This is a genomic window from Paenibacillus methanolicus (assembly GCF_008124765.1).
In the GTDB taxonomy this organism is placed as follows: domain Bacteria; phylum Bacillota; class Bacilli; order Paenibacillales; family Paenibacillaceae; genus Paenibacillus_Z; species Paenibacillus_Z methanolicus.
The window spans coordinates 174,707-192,654 of sequence record NZ_VNHS01000009.1 but is presented as its reverse complement, the minus strand read 5'-3'; the positions used below and the strand labels follow the sequence as shown (position 1 = coordinate 192,654).

The window sequence follows — 17,948 nt, the reverse complement described above, 5'->3', positions numbered from 1 at the left end:
TTGGACGATGCGTGAATTTATTCAGCGGGCTGCAGGACATCAGACGCGGAGAGTCGCCGTCGTGCTGCTGGCTGCCGCGGCAATCGCCTCGGGCTGCTCGGATCCGTCTATGACTGCCGGCAACGGGGATTCGGAAGCCGCCGCGCAAGTGACCGTACAGGTCGCGACGGTTGCCGCTCGCAGCATGGGCGATCCGCGCGAACAAATCGCGGAAGTCAGCGCCGCGGTGAAACTGGACGTTATCGCCAAGAGCGGCGGGAAGGTTACCGCCGTCCGCGCGCGGAACGGCGAACAGGTCAAGAAAGGCGATGTGCTCGTCGAATTCGATGCACGCGGCGCGCTGCTCGAGCGGGAGAGAGCGGCGCTTGCCTTGGAGCGCGCGAAAGAGTCGCTTGCAAGCTCCAAGGCGGAAGCCAAGCTGAGTCGGCAGAAGGCCGTCGACGCCGTGAAGCAATTAGAGAATCAACTTAAGCAGCAGATGCGGGAAGCGGACACGCTCCCGGCAGAGGAGACGCGGAGAAACCTGCAGGCCGCCAAGATGCAGTTGGACGCGTTCGAGGCCGCAAACCCGGTTTCGGAAGCACAGGCGCAAGTCGACTCGGCCCGGCTCACGCTGCAGTCCATGGAGCTCGCGTTGGAACCCTATATCGTCAAGGCGCCATCTGACGGCATTATGTCCGATCTGACCCTGCAAGAAGGGATGGAGCTCAATCCCGGGAGCCCGATCGGCACGCTTCAGAAGCTGGATCGAATCAAGTTAAAGGCCCATTTGGCCGAGCATGCGCTGCAGCTTGTCGGGAGCAAGCCGGCCATGTTGTACTATACCTTCGAACAACCGGGCGAGCTCAAAAAAGCACAGGTGGTTTATCTGGGACAGCTCCCGGATCCGGTAACCAAACTGTATCCGCTCGAGCTTGAAGCCGCCAATCCCGACGGTTCCTTGAGAGCGGGGGCCCGGGTTCACGTTCAGCTCACCACCGAAGAGGAAGAAAAGGTGGCGGCGGTTCCTTTTCTCAGCATCATGCGGGAGGGGGAGTCGGCCTTTGTTTATCGTCTCGTGGGGAATACCGTTCGGAAACAACCGATATCTCTCGGTCGGGTGAAAGAAACCTATCAAGAAGTACTTAGCGGACTGGAACAGGGCGATCGCGTTGTCGTGTCGGGACAGCAGACGTTGGAAGACGGCCAACAGCTCGATCTTCAACTAGTGGAGGAACTCTCGTCCCCTGCCTCCTCTCCGACCGAATCGGAATAAAATTATGGAGAAAGTGCAGCCACGCAGGAAAGGGCTGCACTTTCTCATCGTATTCGTTAAATATGCCATCCACTTATTTTTCTAACCTCGCAGAAGCGGAATAATCGGGAACAGTAGTTTTTAATATTCCCATTCCGCCAAATCCTGCATTAAATTCCTCGCAAAAACGAGCTGCTCCACCGTGTACTTATCTAGGAACTTCATGAACCTCTCTTCAATCTCATGATGGAGCCGATTATGAATGAGATGAACTTTTTGGCCTTTTGGAGTCAAGCTATAATAGACTTCCTTTTTATTATCATTAATCTGCTGTCTTTTTATCAACTCAAGCTTCAGTAGCTTTTTGCTGATCCTGGTGATGGAGCCTTTAGTCAATCCTGTTTTCTCGGATATGGAGGTCACATTAATCGGGGAAAAATCTCCAATACACGCGATGAGATGAATATCCGACAACGTCAGATTGCTCTTTTCGCCAAATTCCTTTTCGAATTTCAGCATCTCTTCGCGCATTCGAACTGCAAACTTACTTTCCCTCGTCTCCTGTTGGCTGACAAGATGAATAAAGTTTTTGAATATCCACTGTTTAGAAAGATCCGTTGGCTGCATCTGTTCGTCTCCTCTTCGAAAGCCTCTCCTTCCCATTATACATGATTGTTTCGCGGGAAACATTCGTTTCGGCTTACGTTTGGTGTCTGCGTCGACCAAATAATGCCGCTAATCGTCACAAGGGCACCCACTAACTGAACCATACCTATGCTGTCGCCTGATAAGGCGGATATGGTCATCGTTGAGATCGGAACGATATTAAAGAATAAGGATGTTTGATTGGCGCCGATCCGAGCTATTCCCTGATTCCACCACAAATAAGCCAGTACAGAACAGAATAAAGCCATAAAGATCACGGCTATCCATGCTTCCATGACCTTTGCCGAGGTCGCTCCCCCTGTCGCAAGTGAAGCGTAAGGCAGAAAGAACAATGAACCTACCGTCATGGTTATGGCGGTTGTTGCCAGAGGCGAGCTGTTGCCAACATATTTTTTGCCCAGGATTCCATACAAGGACCAGAGGCCAGTGGCAAGTAAAACGTATGCGTCTCCTTTGGAAATCCCCCCAAGTTCGATGAGGGAACCATTTGTAAGAACTAATAACACGCCTAGCAAAGAAATCACGATTCCCGCTAGCTGGCGAATATAAATCTTCTCCTTCAAGAAGAAGACAGACAGGCAAATCGTAAGCAGCGGATGGGTAGCTGTTATGAATGACGTATTGATCGGACTTGTAGCCTCTAACCCTTTAAACAAGAAAATATTCATGAAGAAGATCCCGACGATGCCCATTAGCAGATAAATGATCGCATAAGGCTTAATCGACGACCAGGTGGGACGCTCCTTTACCCCGTATAGAATAAGAATGACCGCACCTGCCAAAATAAAGCGCCAAGCCGCCACTTGAGTCGGGCTCATCACTTCTACCGCGATCTTACCCGCGTTAAAGTTGGCTCCCCAAAAAACGGCGGATAACGTAAGCGTAAGATATACAACCGGAAGTTTCTTCATCGGTACTCCCCCAAGTAAAAAGTCCGGAAAGCTTAGGACAGCATGCTTCCGGACATAATTTTATTTCGCAAGAAACAATTCAACTAAAAGAATGATTACGTTTTGCCGATTTGCTCGATTCCTTGTTCAATTCGGTTATACAAATCAATCTCGGTTCCAGCGATAGCCCATGCAATATAACCGTCCGGACGAACCAGCGCCGTATGTACATCGTCCCAACCTTTGGCCGGTTCAGCCAATGCCGCATTTACGTTTTTAATGCGCCCGCGCTGCTGCTTCCGAACGATCTCTTCTACGCTTTCGTCCGAAGACAGATTCAATAAGACATAGTTACCCTCGCGGAATAGCTCATAGCTGCTGAAGACATCGCCGTTCTCCGAATGCAATCTAATTTCTGCAAGCCGGCGGCCATTTAGTTGATGTGACGATACATCCTCTCGAACATCGTAATGAACATCCACAGCCGCAATCTGACTCGCTAAACGATAATTAGCGTCTGGGCTTTGCAATAATTCGGAGATCATTTGTCGCAGGTGGATCGTTGCAGGTGAAAAATCGGTGCCAAACAGCAGTGTTTGTACGCTTGTATTCTGAAGCAATGCCGTATTGACGGGGAAGCGTTCCGCATGGTAACTATCCAGCAACCCCTCGGGAGCCCACCCTTTCACTTCGGCGGCAAGTTTCCATCCCAGATTCATGGCTTCATGCAAGCCCACGTTCATTCCTTGTCCACCGGCCGGGAAATGAATATGGGCAGCATCCCCCGCGAGCAAAAGTCTACCTTCTCTGTAACGCTCGGCTTGACGGGTTGCATTGCCAAAACGAGTCATCCAATAGGGTTCCGATATTCCGTAATCCTCCCCGAGCATACGGATCATTCCCGAGCGCAGCTCTTCCAAGGTGACGGGCTGGTCCTTCGGGATTGTTTTTGTTTCCGGATCGATAAAGACGACGCGGTGCAGCCCCTTCGAGACCGGGACAATCATAATCATTCCTTGCTCGTTAAAGCTGGAAACGACGCTCGTTGCCGGTGGATTTTTGAAGACGACATCGCCTTGAACCGCGGTCATGGTTGCATCCGTCCCGTTAAAAGGGATGTTAGCCTGCTTTCGCACCATACTGCCCGCTCCGTCGGCGCCAACCACATAGGCTGCCGTTAATGTCATTTGCCTGCCAGCTCCGGAAGCCGTCACCTCCACGCAATCAGCGCTCTGCGTCACGGACAGGACTTCTATTCCGCGGCGAATATCGGCCCCAAGTGCCCAAGCTCGCTGTTCCAGTACCTTTTCCGTTTCCGACTGGGCGATAAACAAGGAGTAATTCGAGGACGAGTCAATGACGGCAAAGTCCAACCGAGTTGCCAAGCCTGCAAAATGGCCTGTAGGGAGCGGCATTCCGATTTGGAGCAATTCCGATTTCAATCCTCGCAGGTCCATCATCTCTAATGTACGAGGATGGATGCTAAGCGCTCTCGAATAGGGGGTAGTGGCTTCTAGCTTCTCCAATACACAAACCTTAACATCTGCCAGAGCTAATTCCCCGGCCACCATCATCCCGACTGGACCTCCACCGACTACAATCACATCATAATTCACTTTGCATGACTCCTCTCTTACTTAGAAATGCATACGATCGCATCTACTTCAATTAGCCATTCTTGAAAGGCAAGCGCCTGAACGCCTATAAAGGTGCTTGCCGTAAGCGGCCAGCGGTCGCCGAATACTTCAAAGCCGGCTTTAAAGATCGAATCAACCAAGTCGGGAGTATGGTTCACGACATGAATTTTCATTTGAACCATATTCTCCGGACCGGTCGCGATAGCGTCCAACGCGAGTTGGAGGTTCGTAAACACTTGCTTGGCCTGCCGGCCGTAGTCCCCTTCTCCGATGAGCTCTCCTTTTTCGTTTAACGCGACTTGTCCGGAGATAAAGGCTAACGGCGAAGCGGGAACAACGACGATTTGTGAAATCAGACTCGTCACCGTATGCGTAAGGGTATCGGGGTTTAATTTCTCCATAGGTCATCCTCCTGTTCAAATTTGTTTTCCACAAAACAAAATAATCGGAAATTAATTATGTTTCGCACGAAACAATTACATAATAACAGTAGATATCTAAATTCGCAATACAAACCACATTGTTTTTAACGAAACAATTTTAGGTGTGAGGATACTCAATACAGATGGATCGAATAGATGGGAAGATTGGATAAGCCCAATGTTTCCATATCACGAAGGATCGTTCTTTTGGTTCATTTGTTGATACGATATCTTTGTACTTGTTCTCTCCGATTTTCATTCAGCACCGAGGAATTGTGAATGCCGTCACCGAACGGCAAGCAAAAACGCCGGGGCATCGGCCCCGGCGCAGCGGACTATCTTGTTAATGACTGAAAAACACAAGTTGGATAAAGAACAGCACGGCGAACAGGTAGAAGATCGGGTGGACGTCGCGCCACTTGCCGCGTACCGCCTTCAGCACCGGATACGCGATGAAGCCGACGCCGATGCCGGTTGCGATGCTGTACGTCAGCGGCATCAGGACGATGATCAGGAACGCGGGAAAGACGACCTCGAAGTCGTTCCACTCGATTTTCTGCACCACGCTGATCATCAGGAAGCCTACGATAATGAGCGACGGCGCCGTAATCGCCGGAATGGCGGCCAGTACGGAGACGAGCGGCGAGAAGAACAGCGTCAGCCCGAGCAGCACGCTCACGGTGACGGCGGTCAGGCCCGTTCTTCCGCCTATCGCAACGCCTGCGCTCGACTCGATGTACGCCGACGTCGGACTAGTGCCGAGCACCGCACCCGCCGTCGTGCCGACGGCATCCGCCAGCAGCGCGCCGCGCGAGCGCGGGAATTTGCCGCCCTTGAGCAGTCCCGCCTGCTCCGCCACGCCGAGCATCGTTCCGGTCGTGTCGAAGAGCGTGATCAGCAGGAACGTAAAAATAACCGCATACAGACCGTGTGTAAATACGCCGCTCACGTCCATCTGCATCGCGGTCGCGGACAGGCCGGACGGCCATGCAACAAGCGTGTCCGGAAGCTCGAGAAGACCCGTGAACCAGGCGATCACCGCCGTGACGAGCATGCCGATGAACAGGTAACCCTTCACCCGGTAGGACATCAGGATCAGCGATACCGCAAGCCCGATGATCGTCAGCATCGTCATCGGCTCGGTCAGCTTGCCCAGCGTCAGCAGCGTCGACGGCGAGTCGACGATAATCTTGGCGTTCTGCAGCCCGATGAACGTGATGAACAGTCCGATACCCGCCGTGATGGCGTGCTTCAGGCTTGGCGGGATCGCGTCCAGCAGCATGTAACGGAAGGACGTGAGCGACAGCAGGATGAACAGGACGCCCGCGATGAACACCGCGCCGAGCGCCGCCTGCCACGGCACGCCTCCACCGGCGACCACGGTGAAGGCAAAGTACGCGTTTAATCCCATGCCCGGCGCAATGACGATCGGATAATTTGCCCCGAGTCCCATAATCAGCGTCGCCACGATACTGGCAAGTACGGTGGCGATGAATACGCCATGGAAATCCATTCCAGCCTGGCTCAGAATCCCGGGATTGACGATCACGATATAGACCATCGTGAAAAAGGTCGTGATGCCGGCCAGCACCTCCACCCCCGGAGTCGTGCCCCGCTCCTTCAGTTTGAACCATCGTTCCATCTCTTACGTCATCCTCCATTCAACCGATTGAAAATAAAAAATCCCGACTATAGATATGGGATACACGTTTCCCGTGCATTCCATACCCGTAGTCAGGATTAATTGGCTCCTGGTAGAGACCCCCAAACCGTCTTAATGGGGATATACTGGCGAAAACCGACTTTCCCAGAATACGCGAATCATTCGGGAGAGTCAAATTGTTTTCATCCGTTATCTTCGTTTTTTCCGAACCTTATTTGAATTAAATTCATTAATCGTTCGTTCTTTGAACCAGGATCAACTATGCAGATCGGATTGCCAAGTTGATTTCGTCGCGTAACTCCTCCTTAAGTTGGGCACATTCGGTTCTTTATTTAGAAGAATCTATAACATTTATAAGGCCATTGAATAAAATGTATCTATTGATGATAATAGTAATCGCAAGCATTATATAGACAAGTGAGGTTCATAGACAGATGTCCAGCTGGCTTAAAAGAATTGGTGTACTACTCGCATTAACGATCTTGCTAGTGCCTGCGGCGCGCGCGAATGCCTCGCAGCCGCTAACACTCGATATTGACGGGGGAAAGATTCCCGTCAGTCCGATTATTCATCAGGGTTCCGTCTATCTTCCGCTACGCTCTGCTATGGAGCACCTTGCGGCGAAAGTCACTTTATCAGGCAAAATGATTCTCATACAACGCGGGGAAACGAACGTTATGCTGACGCCTGGTCAAAACAGCGTGAGCATTAACGGCGAAACGATTTCGATCCTAACCCCGCCGATCGTGGTGAAAAACAGCACTTACGTTCCACTGCGATTGGTTGCCAACGCGTTCGGTTACGAGGTAGTCTATCAGCCATCCGCGAATCGTGTTTTGCTGCGCACACCAGGGAACCAGGCCGTTGTCTATGGCATAGTCCGCAACGTTGAAGGAGAAGTCATTCAACAAGGATCGGTTGAACTCCTCGATGTGGAATCAGGAACTCCCTATTTAGCGCCAATACGTAACGGGTTCTATCGGATCACTGCAGCTCCGAATACATATCGGTTCTCTGGCTATCGTGAAGGGAACAGCGTAAACATCCAGAAAGTCGAACAGCAACATGCATTCACGCTGAATGCTGGACAGACGGCGTTCCATAAGCTTTCTCCTTCCCAATCAGGCTTAAAAATCACGTTGCGCGATGAAGCCGGCCTGCCAATCGCCAAAGCAACGGCTGCCTTCAATACATCGCATGGCCGGGTTGACGTTAAGATCCATGGCGGCGTCGGCTATCTCGATTTCATGGAGCAAGGCACCTTCACCTTCGATGAGTTGTCCAGCGCAGACGGATCACTGACAGATCTGGATATCTTCCATCCGTTCACGATTGACGAAGACGGAGTCGTAAGCTCGCTTGATATCGTGGCCCATACGCCTAATATCATCGGTCAAATTTCGGAAGAGACGCCTGGCGTATACGGGAATCTAAGTTATTGTTCTACCCGTGAGCCGGCCCACTGCCATGTAGAGGGCGCACCAAACGGGCACTATGCGTTCTATCTACCTGATGGCGAATACCTGTGGTCTTCCTACTATGATTCATCGATCCGGCAGCATTTCAAGGTAGACCGCACCGTGCTTGTGAACGGCGAGAAGTTGCAGTCCGATATGCAGTGGACAAAGCCGCAGATTAATATCCACGGTACGGCAAGCACCAACGAAGACGGTCCGCTATCAGGCGGATATATCGGTTTCTATGGGAAAGGGCAGGAATTTTCAGCATGGGTCGAGAACGGCCAATTCAATTGTTACGTGCCTGACGGCGTCTATACCGTTAGGTACGAGCAATTCTTCGGAGGTTACTCCAGCATCGAATTAGACAATAAGGTCACCGTAACCAACGGGAAGCTGGACATCCCAACCAATCTCATTTTCTTCATTTCCTAGCACAGCATCAGTCTTTGACGTCGTCAGAGACTGATTTTTTGTACTTAAAATCAGTTCTAGAGAGGATCGAGGCAGTGCTGGAGGCGACAGCGCTAGTTGATGCGGTCTCCCTAGAGTTTGGGGGAATTAACCTTTAGGGGATTACAACATGGAATCCATGATAAACAATAAGAGTCGCTGGATACTCCCAACGACTCTTCTTTGACCGGTGCTTCCGGATTTAAGGAAATTATAGCCTTACAGCTACTCCATCGCGGGGACGTTCACATCATCCACATTAATATGGCCGAAACCTCCCGTTGCATGATCGACAATTTTGATATAGCACGACGTTCCCACATAAGAGGCAGCATTCCACGTGATCCGGCTGTACGCTTCGTTGTTATTGCCCGTCGCCTTCATCAATTCCGCTCCATCGGAAGCGCGGACTAAGGCAACGTATAGATTGTTGCTATCGTTTCCGCCGCCAATCAGGAAATCGATCGCGCCATTGCCGCCAAGCGTGAACGTTTCGGACTTAAGAACGCCTACCTGCGCATCCCCGCCATCTTTGAACCCCCACAAGTGATAGGAACCACTCTGATTAAACGGTCCTCCCCAACCCCAATACACATCTGTCGCGACATCCGCGGCACTAAATTCGTTACCGCTTACGACGGTCCACCCTGTCAGATTGCCGCTCTCGAAATCATGGTTCGTAATCCCGGTGGTCGAAGAAGCATTAGTCGTTACCGGTAAGCTGCTGCTTGCGGCGGATAGATTCCCGGCTGCATCGGATGCTTTGACCGTGTACGCATAGGCGGTGTTTGCCGTTAATCCCGTATCCGTGTAACCGGTTGTTGTGCTGGTACCCACTTGGGTCCCGTTCCGGAAGATGACATATCCGGTAACGCCAACATTATCGCTGGATGCCCCCCAACTCAGCGTGACGGAGTTCGATGTCTTAGACGGCGCTTGCAAATTAGCCGGCGCGGTCGGCGCTTGCGTATCCGCCGTGCCGCCTTGAACGGGAACGAGGAAGTCATCGAGGTTGATATGCCCCCACGCATCCGTACGATCGTCTACCACTTTAATGTACATGGAAGTCCCGATATAGGCGGTCGCATCCCAATATCTTCTGGTGTAGCTTTCCGTTTCGCCTTTGCTGGTTTGCCAGTTCCAGTAGGTTCCGGGACCTGTCGATCGGAACAACTCTTTGCCATCGGCAGCTCTTATAAACGCTACATATAACTTATCAATATCGGAACCGCCGCCGACCAGGAAGCTGATTTGCCCATTGCCGCCTAGCGTGAAGTTTTGCGACTTCAGAACGCCTGTTGCCGCATCTCCGTTCTGATGACCCCACAGATGGTACGCGCCTTTCTGGTTGAATGGCTGCGTGTCCCAGAAGACCGATTGATTCGACACGGCCGCATCTGTAAAGGCCGCGCCGCTTTCAACGATCCATCCGCTCAGATTGCCCGCTTCAAATCCGCCGTTCGTTATGTTGCCGGAAGACGCCGGAGCGACAACGGTGATCGCGCTTGCAGCCGTCTTCGCGCCATCGCGCGTTGTGGCCGTAATGGTGGTCGTACCTGCCCCCTTACCGGTCACGACACCGTTCACGACCGTTGCGACGCTTGGATTACTCGACGTCCAGATCACGTTTTTGTTCGTCGCGTTCGAAGGAGCTACCGTTGCCGTTAATGATTTATTACCCCCTACCGTAACCTGCAGGTTTGCGGGTGACAGGGTTACGCCGCTTGCCGGAGTCTGCACATACGCGGAATTCATCTTCCAGACCTTCAACGACTTGACGACAATAGAGCTCGTATTCGCATCCGCCCATAGCTGCAGCCCTTTGGCATCCTCACGAGTCGAATACGTGCGCGTCGTGATGGACTTCAAGCCGTTCAAATAGGACTCTACCATGGATTTGTCCAGATAGATGCGCAGCTTCACATTCTCCGTTCCGATATCGACGGTGCCCTTTTGGATGCCCTTGTTCGTACCCGCAACCGTCTTCGTCCGGTCCACGCCGTATTCATCCGTACTGTTCTTGTAGTACAGCAGGGTGCTTTTGTCTTCGCGGACAAAGCTTCATCTCGACTCCCTTTTTCGTGCTGACGCACTTGTTCGCGGTATGCGATCGGGCCTGAGCTCGGCACGCTTTTGTCCTTACGGACAAAGCTTCAGTGGGTTTTGAGGTCCATCCTAAGACTTAAGCCTGTCAACTATAGCCCTGGGTGGCTTCTCCGCACGCTTTTCCTTAATCCTGGCAATCCGAGGGTTTTATCCTTTCCTGCGATCCTTGCCGCTTATGAAGCCTCTTCGTAACAGTTCCTCTTCCAGCAGGCGGATGAAATCCTTACTGAGCCCCAGCGTGATCGCCGTTTGATAGGCTTCGACAAGAACGTCTGTCTCCGCTTGCGCCAGTGCTGTTATGTCCGCCCAATTAAACAATTTCATCACCGCCTGCCTGTACAAGGTACATCCTATAACTGATAAATCCCTTGATCGATTCGTTCCATGCAGTATTCGGCAAATTTGTAGTAGTCGAAATCATGATGTTCGTTATCCTTCGTAAGGCCGCTGTAAAACAACCCCCACGCCACCTCGCGGACCATCGATACGTATTTCATATCTTGAAAAATGCGGAATGCATCCTCTTCGAAGTGTCCGAAATACAGCCTCAACCATTCCCGTTCTTCCGCTTCGCTGAACTGGTTGGTGAACGGAATGAGCGTCAATTCGAAAAACACGTCTCCTATTCCCGACAGCTCCCAATCGATGATCTGCAGCTGGTCACCTGTGTAGATCATGTTGACAAGGAAGGAGTCATTGTGGCAGAACTTGTTGTTATAGGCTTTGTCGTTGCTCCGTTGATGCGCGATTTTGTCTACGCGGTCCAATAGTCGGTTTAAGCCATCCGGGCGCTTGACTTGGAACGAATCCGCCCCCTTCAAATAACCATGAATCAAGTCGTAAGGCGTGCAAGTTCGGTCCTGACCGTCCATACCATGTATGACTTTGAGCCGATCCATAATCATGGTTTTGATGTTCTCGTCTGCCAGGTCAGCTTTCTCTAGCATTCGACCCTCGATAAACTCGGTGACCACATAGTGTTCGGGACGATCATCGGCAATGACTTGAGGAGCAAATCCCGCGCGATAGGCCTTCTTCATCACTTCGATTTCCGAGCGGCGCGTCAGATTTAAATACTCATTTTGCCTGCTATTGATGCGAAGCACATAGGCTTTCTGCTTGGTTTGCACCTTATACGTTTCGTTGCACAAGCCTCCGCCAAGAGCTTCATAACCCACCAATTCGCGCGCTAGCTCTGGGATCTCGCGAATCATGTCTTCCACTTTCATCTTCAAGCGAACTCACCTCGCCTCTTCTGTATGCGTACCTTTCTTAGAAGGCAAGCTGCACTTGCAGCTTGCCCTCCCGCTTCTAAGCTTTGAAAGGTTCGATTTTCCCCGACGCCTTACACATTACCGCCCTTATTGGGCTATCAAGTTCGCAATTACCTGTGCACTTTCCGCGCGGGTCACCTCATCTTGGGGCGCGAACAGATTGCTGCCGCGTCCGTTCATAAGACCCCATGCTTGCGCCTTTCTTACTGCCTCTAGCGCCCAACTGCTGACAGTTCCTTCATCCGCAAAGCCTACTGCTTGGCTAGCATCCGCCTTCGTGCCTGTCAGGTGCTCATAAGCACGTACGAGCATTACGGCCATTTCTTCCCGAGTGATGATCGCATCCGGTGCAAATAGGGTCTCGGAAAGCCCGCTCACGATGCCGGCTTCGCTAGCTGCGGCAACTTCATCGGCGTACCAGCTCGCTAACGCCACATCAGCGAACGTCGTCGTCCCTTCTTGTGCTTGAAGATCAAGCGCACGGACGATCAATGCGGTGAATTCAGCACGAGTCACAGACTTGCTAGGCGCAAACTGCGTTTGGTTAATGCCTTCAATAATGTGTTTCGCAGCCAGTTCCTTAATGGCTCCCGCCGCCCAGTATGAAGGACTCACATCCGTGAAGGATTTATCATAGCTGAGAACCGTGTAGGTGCTGAAATGATTTAGTTTGGCAGCAATTTTTCCGTTTTCTATCTTCCCGCCGACATACTCCATTGAACCGTCATCAGCCATATAATAGATGCCTAGCAGTTCTTCCTTGGCATGATCCAACACTTGAAGCGCAATCGTAATGCGCTCGTCGAACCGGGATAACTTCTTCTCCACGCCGTCTTTATTCTTGATCGAAAGCGAGAAGTCCAGCATACCCCCGGCAACCGTCAGATCCGCATTCGACTTGACTTCCGCTTGCTTCAACAGTTCGACGCGATCCGCTTGGGACACCGGCTCCATCTGAAGGGAAATCGTCGCATCCTTCCGTTGATCTTCCGGAAGGAGACGTTGCAGATTGAGCATGACGCTGCCCGGAATTTGGATCGTCACACTGTCATTGGCCAACTCGATAACATGCTTGTTGTCGATGGCTGCATCAGCGGATAGAAGCACCTGCTTCGCATCGTTGGCGATCGTAACGGCGATTTTGCCAACACGATCGGCCTGCGGGAGGTTCACGACATTCGGCTTCGGATCGACCGCCGTCCCCCTATTGCCTGGGTTGCTCGTTCCGTTCATCGCGACCGGAACGCTCAGATTGTCGAAATTGATATGTCCCCATCCGCCTGTTCCTTGATCGACAACCTGAATATACAGGCGCTCGCCTTTGTAGGCTGATGCATCCCACGTAACTCGGCTGTAAGCTTCGATGTTGTTTCCGGTCTCTTTCATCAGAATTTGATGATCGGAAGCACGAGTAAGGGCAACATAAAGCTTATCGATATCCTTGCCGCCGCCAACCAGGAAGCTGATCTTGCCATCTCCTCCTAATTGGAACGTTTGAGATTTCAAGGATCCTGTTGCAGGGTCTCCGAGCTCGGGCGTAAATCCCCACAGATGATAACGATCAGGGTCTTTCGCAACCCATGCCTGGCTGAAAGGTCCGCCCCATCCCCAATCGTTGGCCTTCACGACATTCTGATTCGCGAAGGATTGGCCTTCCACCGTCCAACCGGACAAATCGCCTTGTTCAAAATCGGCATTCGGCAGCTCGCCAACCGGGGTGGTTTGAGCTTGAGGGGCAGGCCAGCTGGCTTCCTCCGCGACCCCATAAGCCGAGTTCATTTCCCACACCTGCAATTTCTCAATGGAGGCTGACCCGCCTTCGCTCCACGCTTCAAGGCCGAGCGCATCGGCGCGCGTCGGATTGATCCGGGAGGTGATGCTATTCTTCCCGTTGGCATAGGCCTCCAGCATCGAACGATCCAGATAGACATGCAGCTTGAGCACATCCCCATCGAGCTCCATCTTGCCACCTTGGACACCCTTCTGCACATCCGGATCCAGGGAAGATTTCCATCGATCCAGATTCAGAAGCTGTTTCTCCGCATCATAGATCAGCTTGGTCTCCTCCCGGCCGTCCGCGGTCTTCCGCAGCGACAGGCCGAACGTTGTCGCCGAATTCATCTTGGCTTCCAGTACAACCTCCAGCATATCGCCCTGTACTTGCTTCAGCTTGGCATTCGCCGCTCCAACCGTCGTCTGAGCAAGATCGACCAGCTTCTGGCCGCGGAGCGATTGCAGCTCGGGAATCGGCTCCACGCCAAGCGTATCGTCGCCGCGCAGGGATAACGCCAGCGGCAACCCGCCATTATGCGCCCAACCGGCATCATAATGCTGCTGTTCGGAACGACGATCTTGCGCGATGCTGAACAAGATCGAACGACCTTGGCCATCTACCATGCCGCTCGGTCCCGTGAAGTGTTCGCCAAAATCGAACAAACGAGGGTCCTCGTGGTCGGGGACGAATTTGTTGCTCGTTTTATCCCAAGTGCCGATCCAATGGAAGACGTACTTCACGTTATCCGCGTCGTAGTGGTCGAACCACGGGTTAATGAAGAAGGCGTATTTCATCGTTCCCTTGCTGTCCTCACCAAGCGGGAGCAGTACGGGAAGCTCCCAGACTTGCCCGGTTTGGTGATATTTCTCATAATCGCCAACGAAGAACGGATGCTGGTAGGTCCAGTTCACCATATCATCCGACGTATAGAGCAATGCCGTACCGCCTACGCCCTTAATTCCGGAGCCGACCAATTGGTACCAGGTATCGCCGTCTTTCCATACGTAAGGGTCACGGAAGTTGCCGTACCACACTTCGCCTTCCTCCGCCGGTAAGTTCGGCGCTTGGGTGGTTACCGGAGTTCCGTTATACACCCAATTCTTCAAATTGACGTCGCCGTCATCCTTAAAGGTGCTTCTCGCAAGTCCCGTCGCCTGATTCGGCGTCGCTTTGTCATCCCCGGCCGTAAAGAACAACGCCGGGTTGCCATTATCGTCGACGACCGCGCTGCCTGACCACACGCCGTCGGGCGTTTCCGAACCCCCATCCGGAGCAAGGGCAACCGGCATGTCCTGCCAGTGCACCATATCCTCGCTCACCGCGTGCCCCCAGTGAATTTGATGCCAATAAGGACCTTGCGGATTAAACTGATAGAAGATGTGGTACTTGCCCTCAAAGTAGAGCGGCGCGTGCGGTTCGTTCATCCAGTGGCCGGGCGCGATCAGATGATACTGTGGCCGATAGCGGTCTCCATCGTAATCGCCGCGGTCATAATCCATCGAAGGCGTTGGGAGGATGCCTCCCTCATACGCGGATGTCACGGTCTGGTAGTCGTTCTGAATTTCCGCTTGGGAGAGCGACCGATTCAACACTTTCACTTCATCGATCATGCCGTTAAACATATTGGCGGTGAAGACCCCGTTAATCAGCGCGCCGGAGTTGTTTTTACCGATCATGAAGTCTGTATTCGCCGGGGTGATGGGCAGCTTCTTCTCCGCCGTCGCCGTGCCCGCTAGTTCGCCATTCAAATACAGTTTCAACTTCCCGTCGGTTTTACTGTAGGTGGCCGCGACGTGGGACCACTCGGATTTGGGGAGCGGCTTGTCATCCGCTGCCCATGCTCCCACCCATTTGCCGTTAATTCCGACCTGGAACGACCATTTCCCATGACGGCCCATGCCCAGGATGTAACCGGTGCGGGTATCGCTGTCATATTGATTGACAATCGCGGACAACTTCCCTTGGTCGCCCCACTCATAAGACCTCGGGGAAACCCAGGCTTCGATCGTGATTTCATCCGCGGGTTTGGCGATTTCGTTCGCTGGCCTGGCTATCCAAGTCGAGTAGCCATCGAAGAGCAACCCTTTACCGTCGATGCCTTCTCTCCATAGCGGTTCGCTATTTGGTTTATACTTGGCATCTTTGAATACGTAATGAACCGCGTCATCCTTATTGCGAACCTCGTCATGGGCGGTCGTTCCTTGCCCCTCGTTGAATGGCCAGTAGCCGACCAAACCGGACCCTTTCACCTGAAAGTCATCGACATTGATATGACCGGCCGGATCCTGATCCACCACTTGAATGTAGAGCTCTTGGCCAAGATAAGGCGTCGCGTCCCAATTGACCCGGGTATACGCTTCTGACTGATTGCCGGTCGCTCGCATCAGCACGGCCCCATCCGAAGCACGTACCAAAGCTACGTAGAGCTGGTCTTCGTTAGCTCCGCCTCCCAAGAGAAAACGGACGAAGCCGGTTCCTCCCAATCGGAATGAATTGGAAGTTAACGTGCCGGTATGTTCGTTAGCTTGAACGTAGCCCGAGACATGATAGGTGCCTTCTTGACCGTATGGCGTTGAATCGTCGCCGAAACTGGCTTGATTCGTCACCGCGCCTTGGAATGCATCGCCTTCCGCTGTCCAACCGCTTAAGTCGCCGGATTCGAAGCTTGGATTCTCAATGGCATCCGTGATTGACGTGTATAAGTTGGTTGCCAATACGCCCTCCGTCGGAACGGCTTCATGATAGGCGAAGAAGGCATCGGCAAAAATCATCCCCCAATCCGAATCGGCATTGTCCACGATTTCAAGGTAGAGGTTCTCGTCAAGATGCTTGGACAAGTCCGCCTTGTATTGGACCAAGTTGGCCAATCGCATCCCTTGGTCGATATTTGGGAAATTGACGTCATTAAATTCCGTGTTTCCGTAACGGGCGATCAACTCATCCGTGTCCGCATTGTATACGTCCACATGCACAAGATCCGTACGTTTACCTCCGCCAAGCTTAAAGGTCATCCAGCCCGATCCGCCCAAGGTAAATGTAGATGAGCGAAGGATGCCCGTGTTCTTCTCGTCGTACATCCAGCCGTCAAGATGATAGCTGCCTTCTTGGTCGAATGGGATGTTCTCGTCCCACCAGGTCGTATCGCCAGAGACGCTGCCCGGTCCAAAGGCATTGCCGGCAACAACCGTCCAGCCCGACAAACGGCCTGATTCGAAGCCCGGATTGCGCAGCTCATACCGAACTGGCTGATGCAGATTCTCGGCCAGCATGCCTTCGGTCGGCGTGCCCGTCAGATAGGTCTGGATATCGTCGGCGAAGACGACTCCCCAATCACTCGTTGCATCGTCAACAATTTCAACATAGAGATTCTCGCCTAAATATGCCCGCAAATCGGCCTTATACTGCACCATATTAGCCAATCGCAGACCTTGGTCGACATGCGGAAAGTTAACGTCCGCGAATTCCGTGTTTCCGTATCGCGCCACTAACTCGCCGGTAGTGGCATCATAGACATCGATATGTACCAAATCCGTATGCTTACCGCCGCCCAGCTTGAACGTCATCCACCCGCTTCCGCCCAGTTTGAACGTGGTCGAGCGCAGTTTCCCCGTCTTATCCTCCGGGTATTTCCAACCATTCAGATGATATTGACCTTCCTGGTTATACGGGATCTTCTCATCCCAATAGGTCGTTTCATTCGATACGCTATCGGGACCGAACGCTTCTCCTTCAACTAAGGTCCACCCGCTCATATCACCCGATTCAAATCCGGCGTTTTCGATCTCCTTTACGTCTGGATCGTACACATTATCGGCTCTAACGCCCTCGCTTGGTTTTGTCTCATGGTAGGTATGGAAGGAATCCGCGAACAATACTCCCCAATCGGAAGTTCCGTTATCGACGAGTTCGATATACAGATTTTGACCCGCATAAGCGCTTAAATCCGCCTTGTACTTCACCAAGTTAGCTAAACGCAATCCAAGCTCTACGTTTGGGAAATTCTCGGCGCTCCACTCCGTGTTCCCGTAACGAGCCAACACTTCTCCCGTATCCGCGTTGTGGATTTCAACATAATCCCGCTCCGTATGTCTGCCTCCGCCGAGCATAAACGTAATCCACCCGGAACCGCTCAACGTGAACGTGGACGATCGTACCCTTCCCGTTGCCGCTTCTTCGTATTTCCACCCGTTCAAGTGGTAGGTGCCTTCGTGTTGATAGGGAATGCCTTCGGCCCAATACATCGTTTCATCCGATACGCTGTCAGGCCCGAATGCGCTCCCGTCGATCACCGTCCAACCCGTCATATCGCCGTTTTCGAAGCCGGGATTCTCGACGGTATTCGGATATACCGAAGATATAACAGATGTGGATG

10 protein-coding genes, 1 pseudogene and 1 riboswitch are annotated in these 17,948 nt (G+C 52.4%); of the genes and pseudogenes, 2 read left to right on the top strand and 9 right to left on the bottom strand.

Annotation, left to right across the window (positions count from 1 at the left end; genetic code table 11):
- The first annotated feature begins 7 nt into the window (after positions 1–7).
- The gene (locus BCM02_RS23205; protein ID WP_148931513.1) at positions 8–1,255 is read left to right on the top strand and encodes an efflux RND transporter periplasmic adaptor subunit; all 1,248 of its coding nucleotides are present in this window, start codon (positions 8–10) and stop codon (positions 1,253–1,255) included.
- Positions 1,256–1,375: 120 nt separating this feature from the next.
- On the opposite strand, the gene BCM02_RS23200 is transcribed toward BCM02_RS23205, so the two are convergent.
- The 5 genes from BCM02_RS23200 to BCM02_RS23180 all read right to left on the bottom strand — a co-directional run bounded on the left by BCM02_RS23200 (position 1,376) and on the right by BCM02_RS23180 (position 6,491).
- Positions 1,376–1,861, bottom strand: a complete 486-nt coding sequence (locus BCM02_RS23200; RefSeq protein WP_148931512.1) for a MarR family transcriptional regulator — start codon at positions 1,859–1,861, stop codon at positions 1,376–1,378.
- 35 nt (positions 1,862–1,896) lie between these two features.
- Complete coding sequence (locus BCM02_RS23195) at positions 1,897–2,811, bottom strand: DMT family transporter (RefSeq protein WP_148931511.1); 915 nt, start codon at positions 2,809–2,811, stop codon at positions 1,897–1,899.
- 95 nt (positions 2,812–2,906) lie between these two features.
- Complete coding sequence (locus tag BCM02_RS23190; RefSeq protein WP_148931510.1) at positions 2,907–4,406, bottom strand: monooxygenase; 1,500 nt, start codon at positions 4,404–4,406, stop codon at positions 2,907–2,909.
- Between the two features lie 17 nt (positions 4,407–4,423).
- The gene (locus BCM02_RS23185) at positions 4,424–4,828 is read right to left on the bottom strand and encodes a RidA family protein (protein ID WP_148931509.1); all 405 of its coding nucleotides are present in this window, start codon (positions 4,826–4,828) and stop codon (positions 4,424–4,426) included.
- A 364-nt stretch (positions 4,829–5,192) separates the two neighbouring features.
- On the bottom strand, positions 5,193–6,491 hold the full coding sequence (locus BCM02_RS23180; protein WP_148931508.1) for an NCS2 family permease: 1,299 nt from the start codon (positions 6,489–6,491) through the stop codon (positions 5,193–5,195).
- A 69-nt stretch (positions 6,492–6,560) separates the two neighbouring features.
- Positions 6,561–6,660: riboswitch (purine riboswitch) on the bottom strand.
- A 286-nt stretch (positions 6,661–6,946) separates the two neighbouring features.
- On the opposite strand from BCM02_RS23180, the gene BCM02_RS23175 reads away from it, so the two are divergent.
- A complete protein-coding gene (locus BCM02_RS23175; RefSeq protein ID WP_148931507.1) occupies positions 6,947–8,404 on the top strand; it encodes a copper amine oxidase N-terminal domain-containing protein in 1,458 nt (485 codons plus the stop codon).
- 243 nt (positions 8,405–8,647) lie between these two features.
- Here the strand turns inward: BCM02_RS23175 and BCM02_RS23170 are convergent.
- From BCM02_RS23170 to BCM02_RS23155, 4 genes and pseudogenes are all read right to left on the bottom strand, one after another.
- Positions 8,648–10,468: pseudogene (locus tag BCM02_RS23170) on the bottom strand (GH32 C-terminal domain-containing protein); the annotation flags it as partial.
- A 207-nt stretch (positions 10,469–10,675) separates the two neighbouring features.
- On the bottom strand, positions 10,676–10,852 hold the full coding sequence (gene sda, locus BCM02_RS23165; protein WP_148931506.1) for a sporulation histidine kinase inhibitor Sda: 177 nt from the start codon (positions 10,850–10,852) through the stop codon (positions 10,676–10,678).
- A 26-nt stretch (positions 10,853–10,878) separates the two neighbouring features.
- Positions 10,879–11,757 carry a choline/ethanolamine kinase family protein gene (locus tag BCM02_RS23160; protein ID WP_246183536.1) on the bottom strand — a complete coding sequence of 293 codons (879 nt, stop codon included), beginning with the start codon at positions 11,755–11,757 and terminating at the stop codon, positions 10,879–10,881.
- Between the two features lie 132 nt (positions 11,758–11,889).
- The gene (locus tag BCM02_RS23155) at positions 11,890–17,880 is read right to left on the bottom strand and encodes an S-layer homology domain-containing protein (protein ID WP_246183515.1); all 5,991 of its coding nucleotides are present in this window, start codon (positions 17,878–17,880) and stop codon (positions 11,890–11,892) included.
- Between the last annotated feature and the right edge of the window lie 68 nt (positions 17,881–17,948).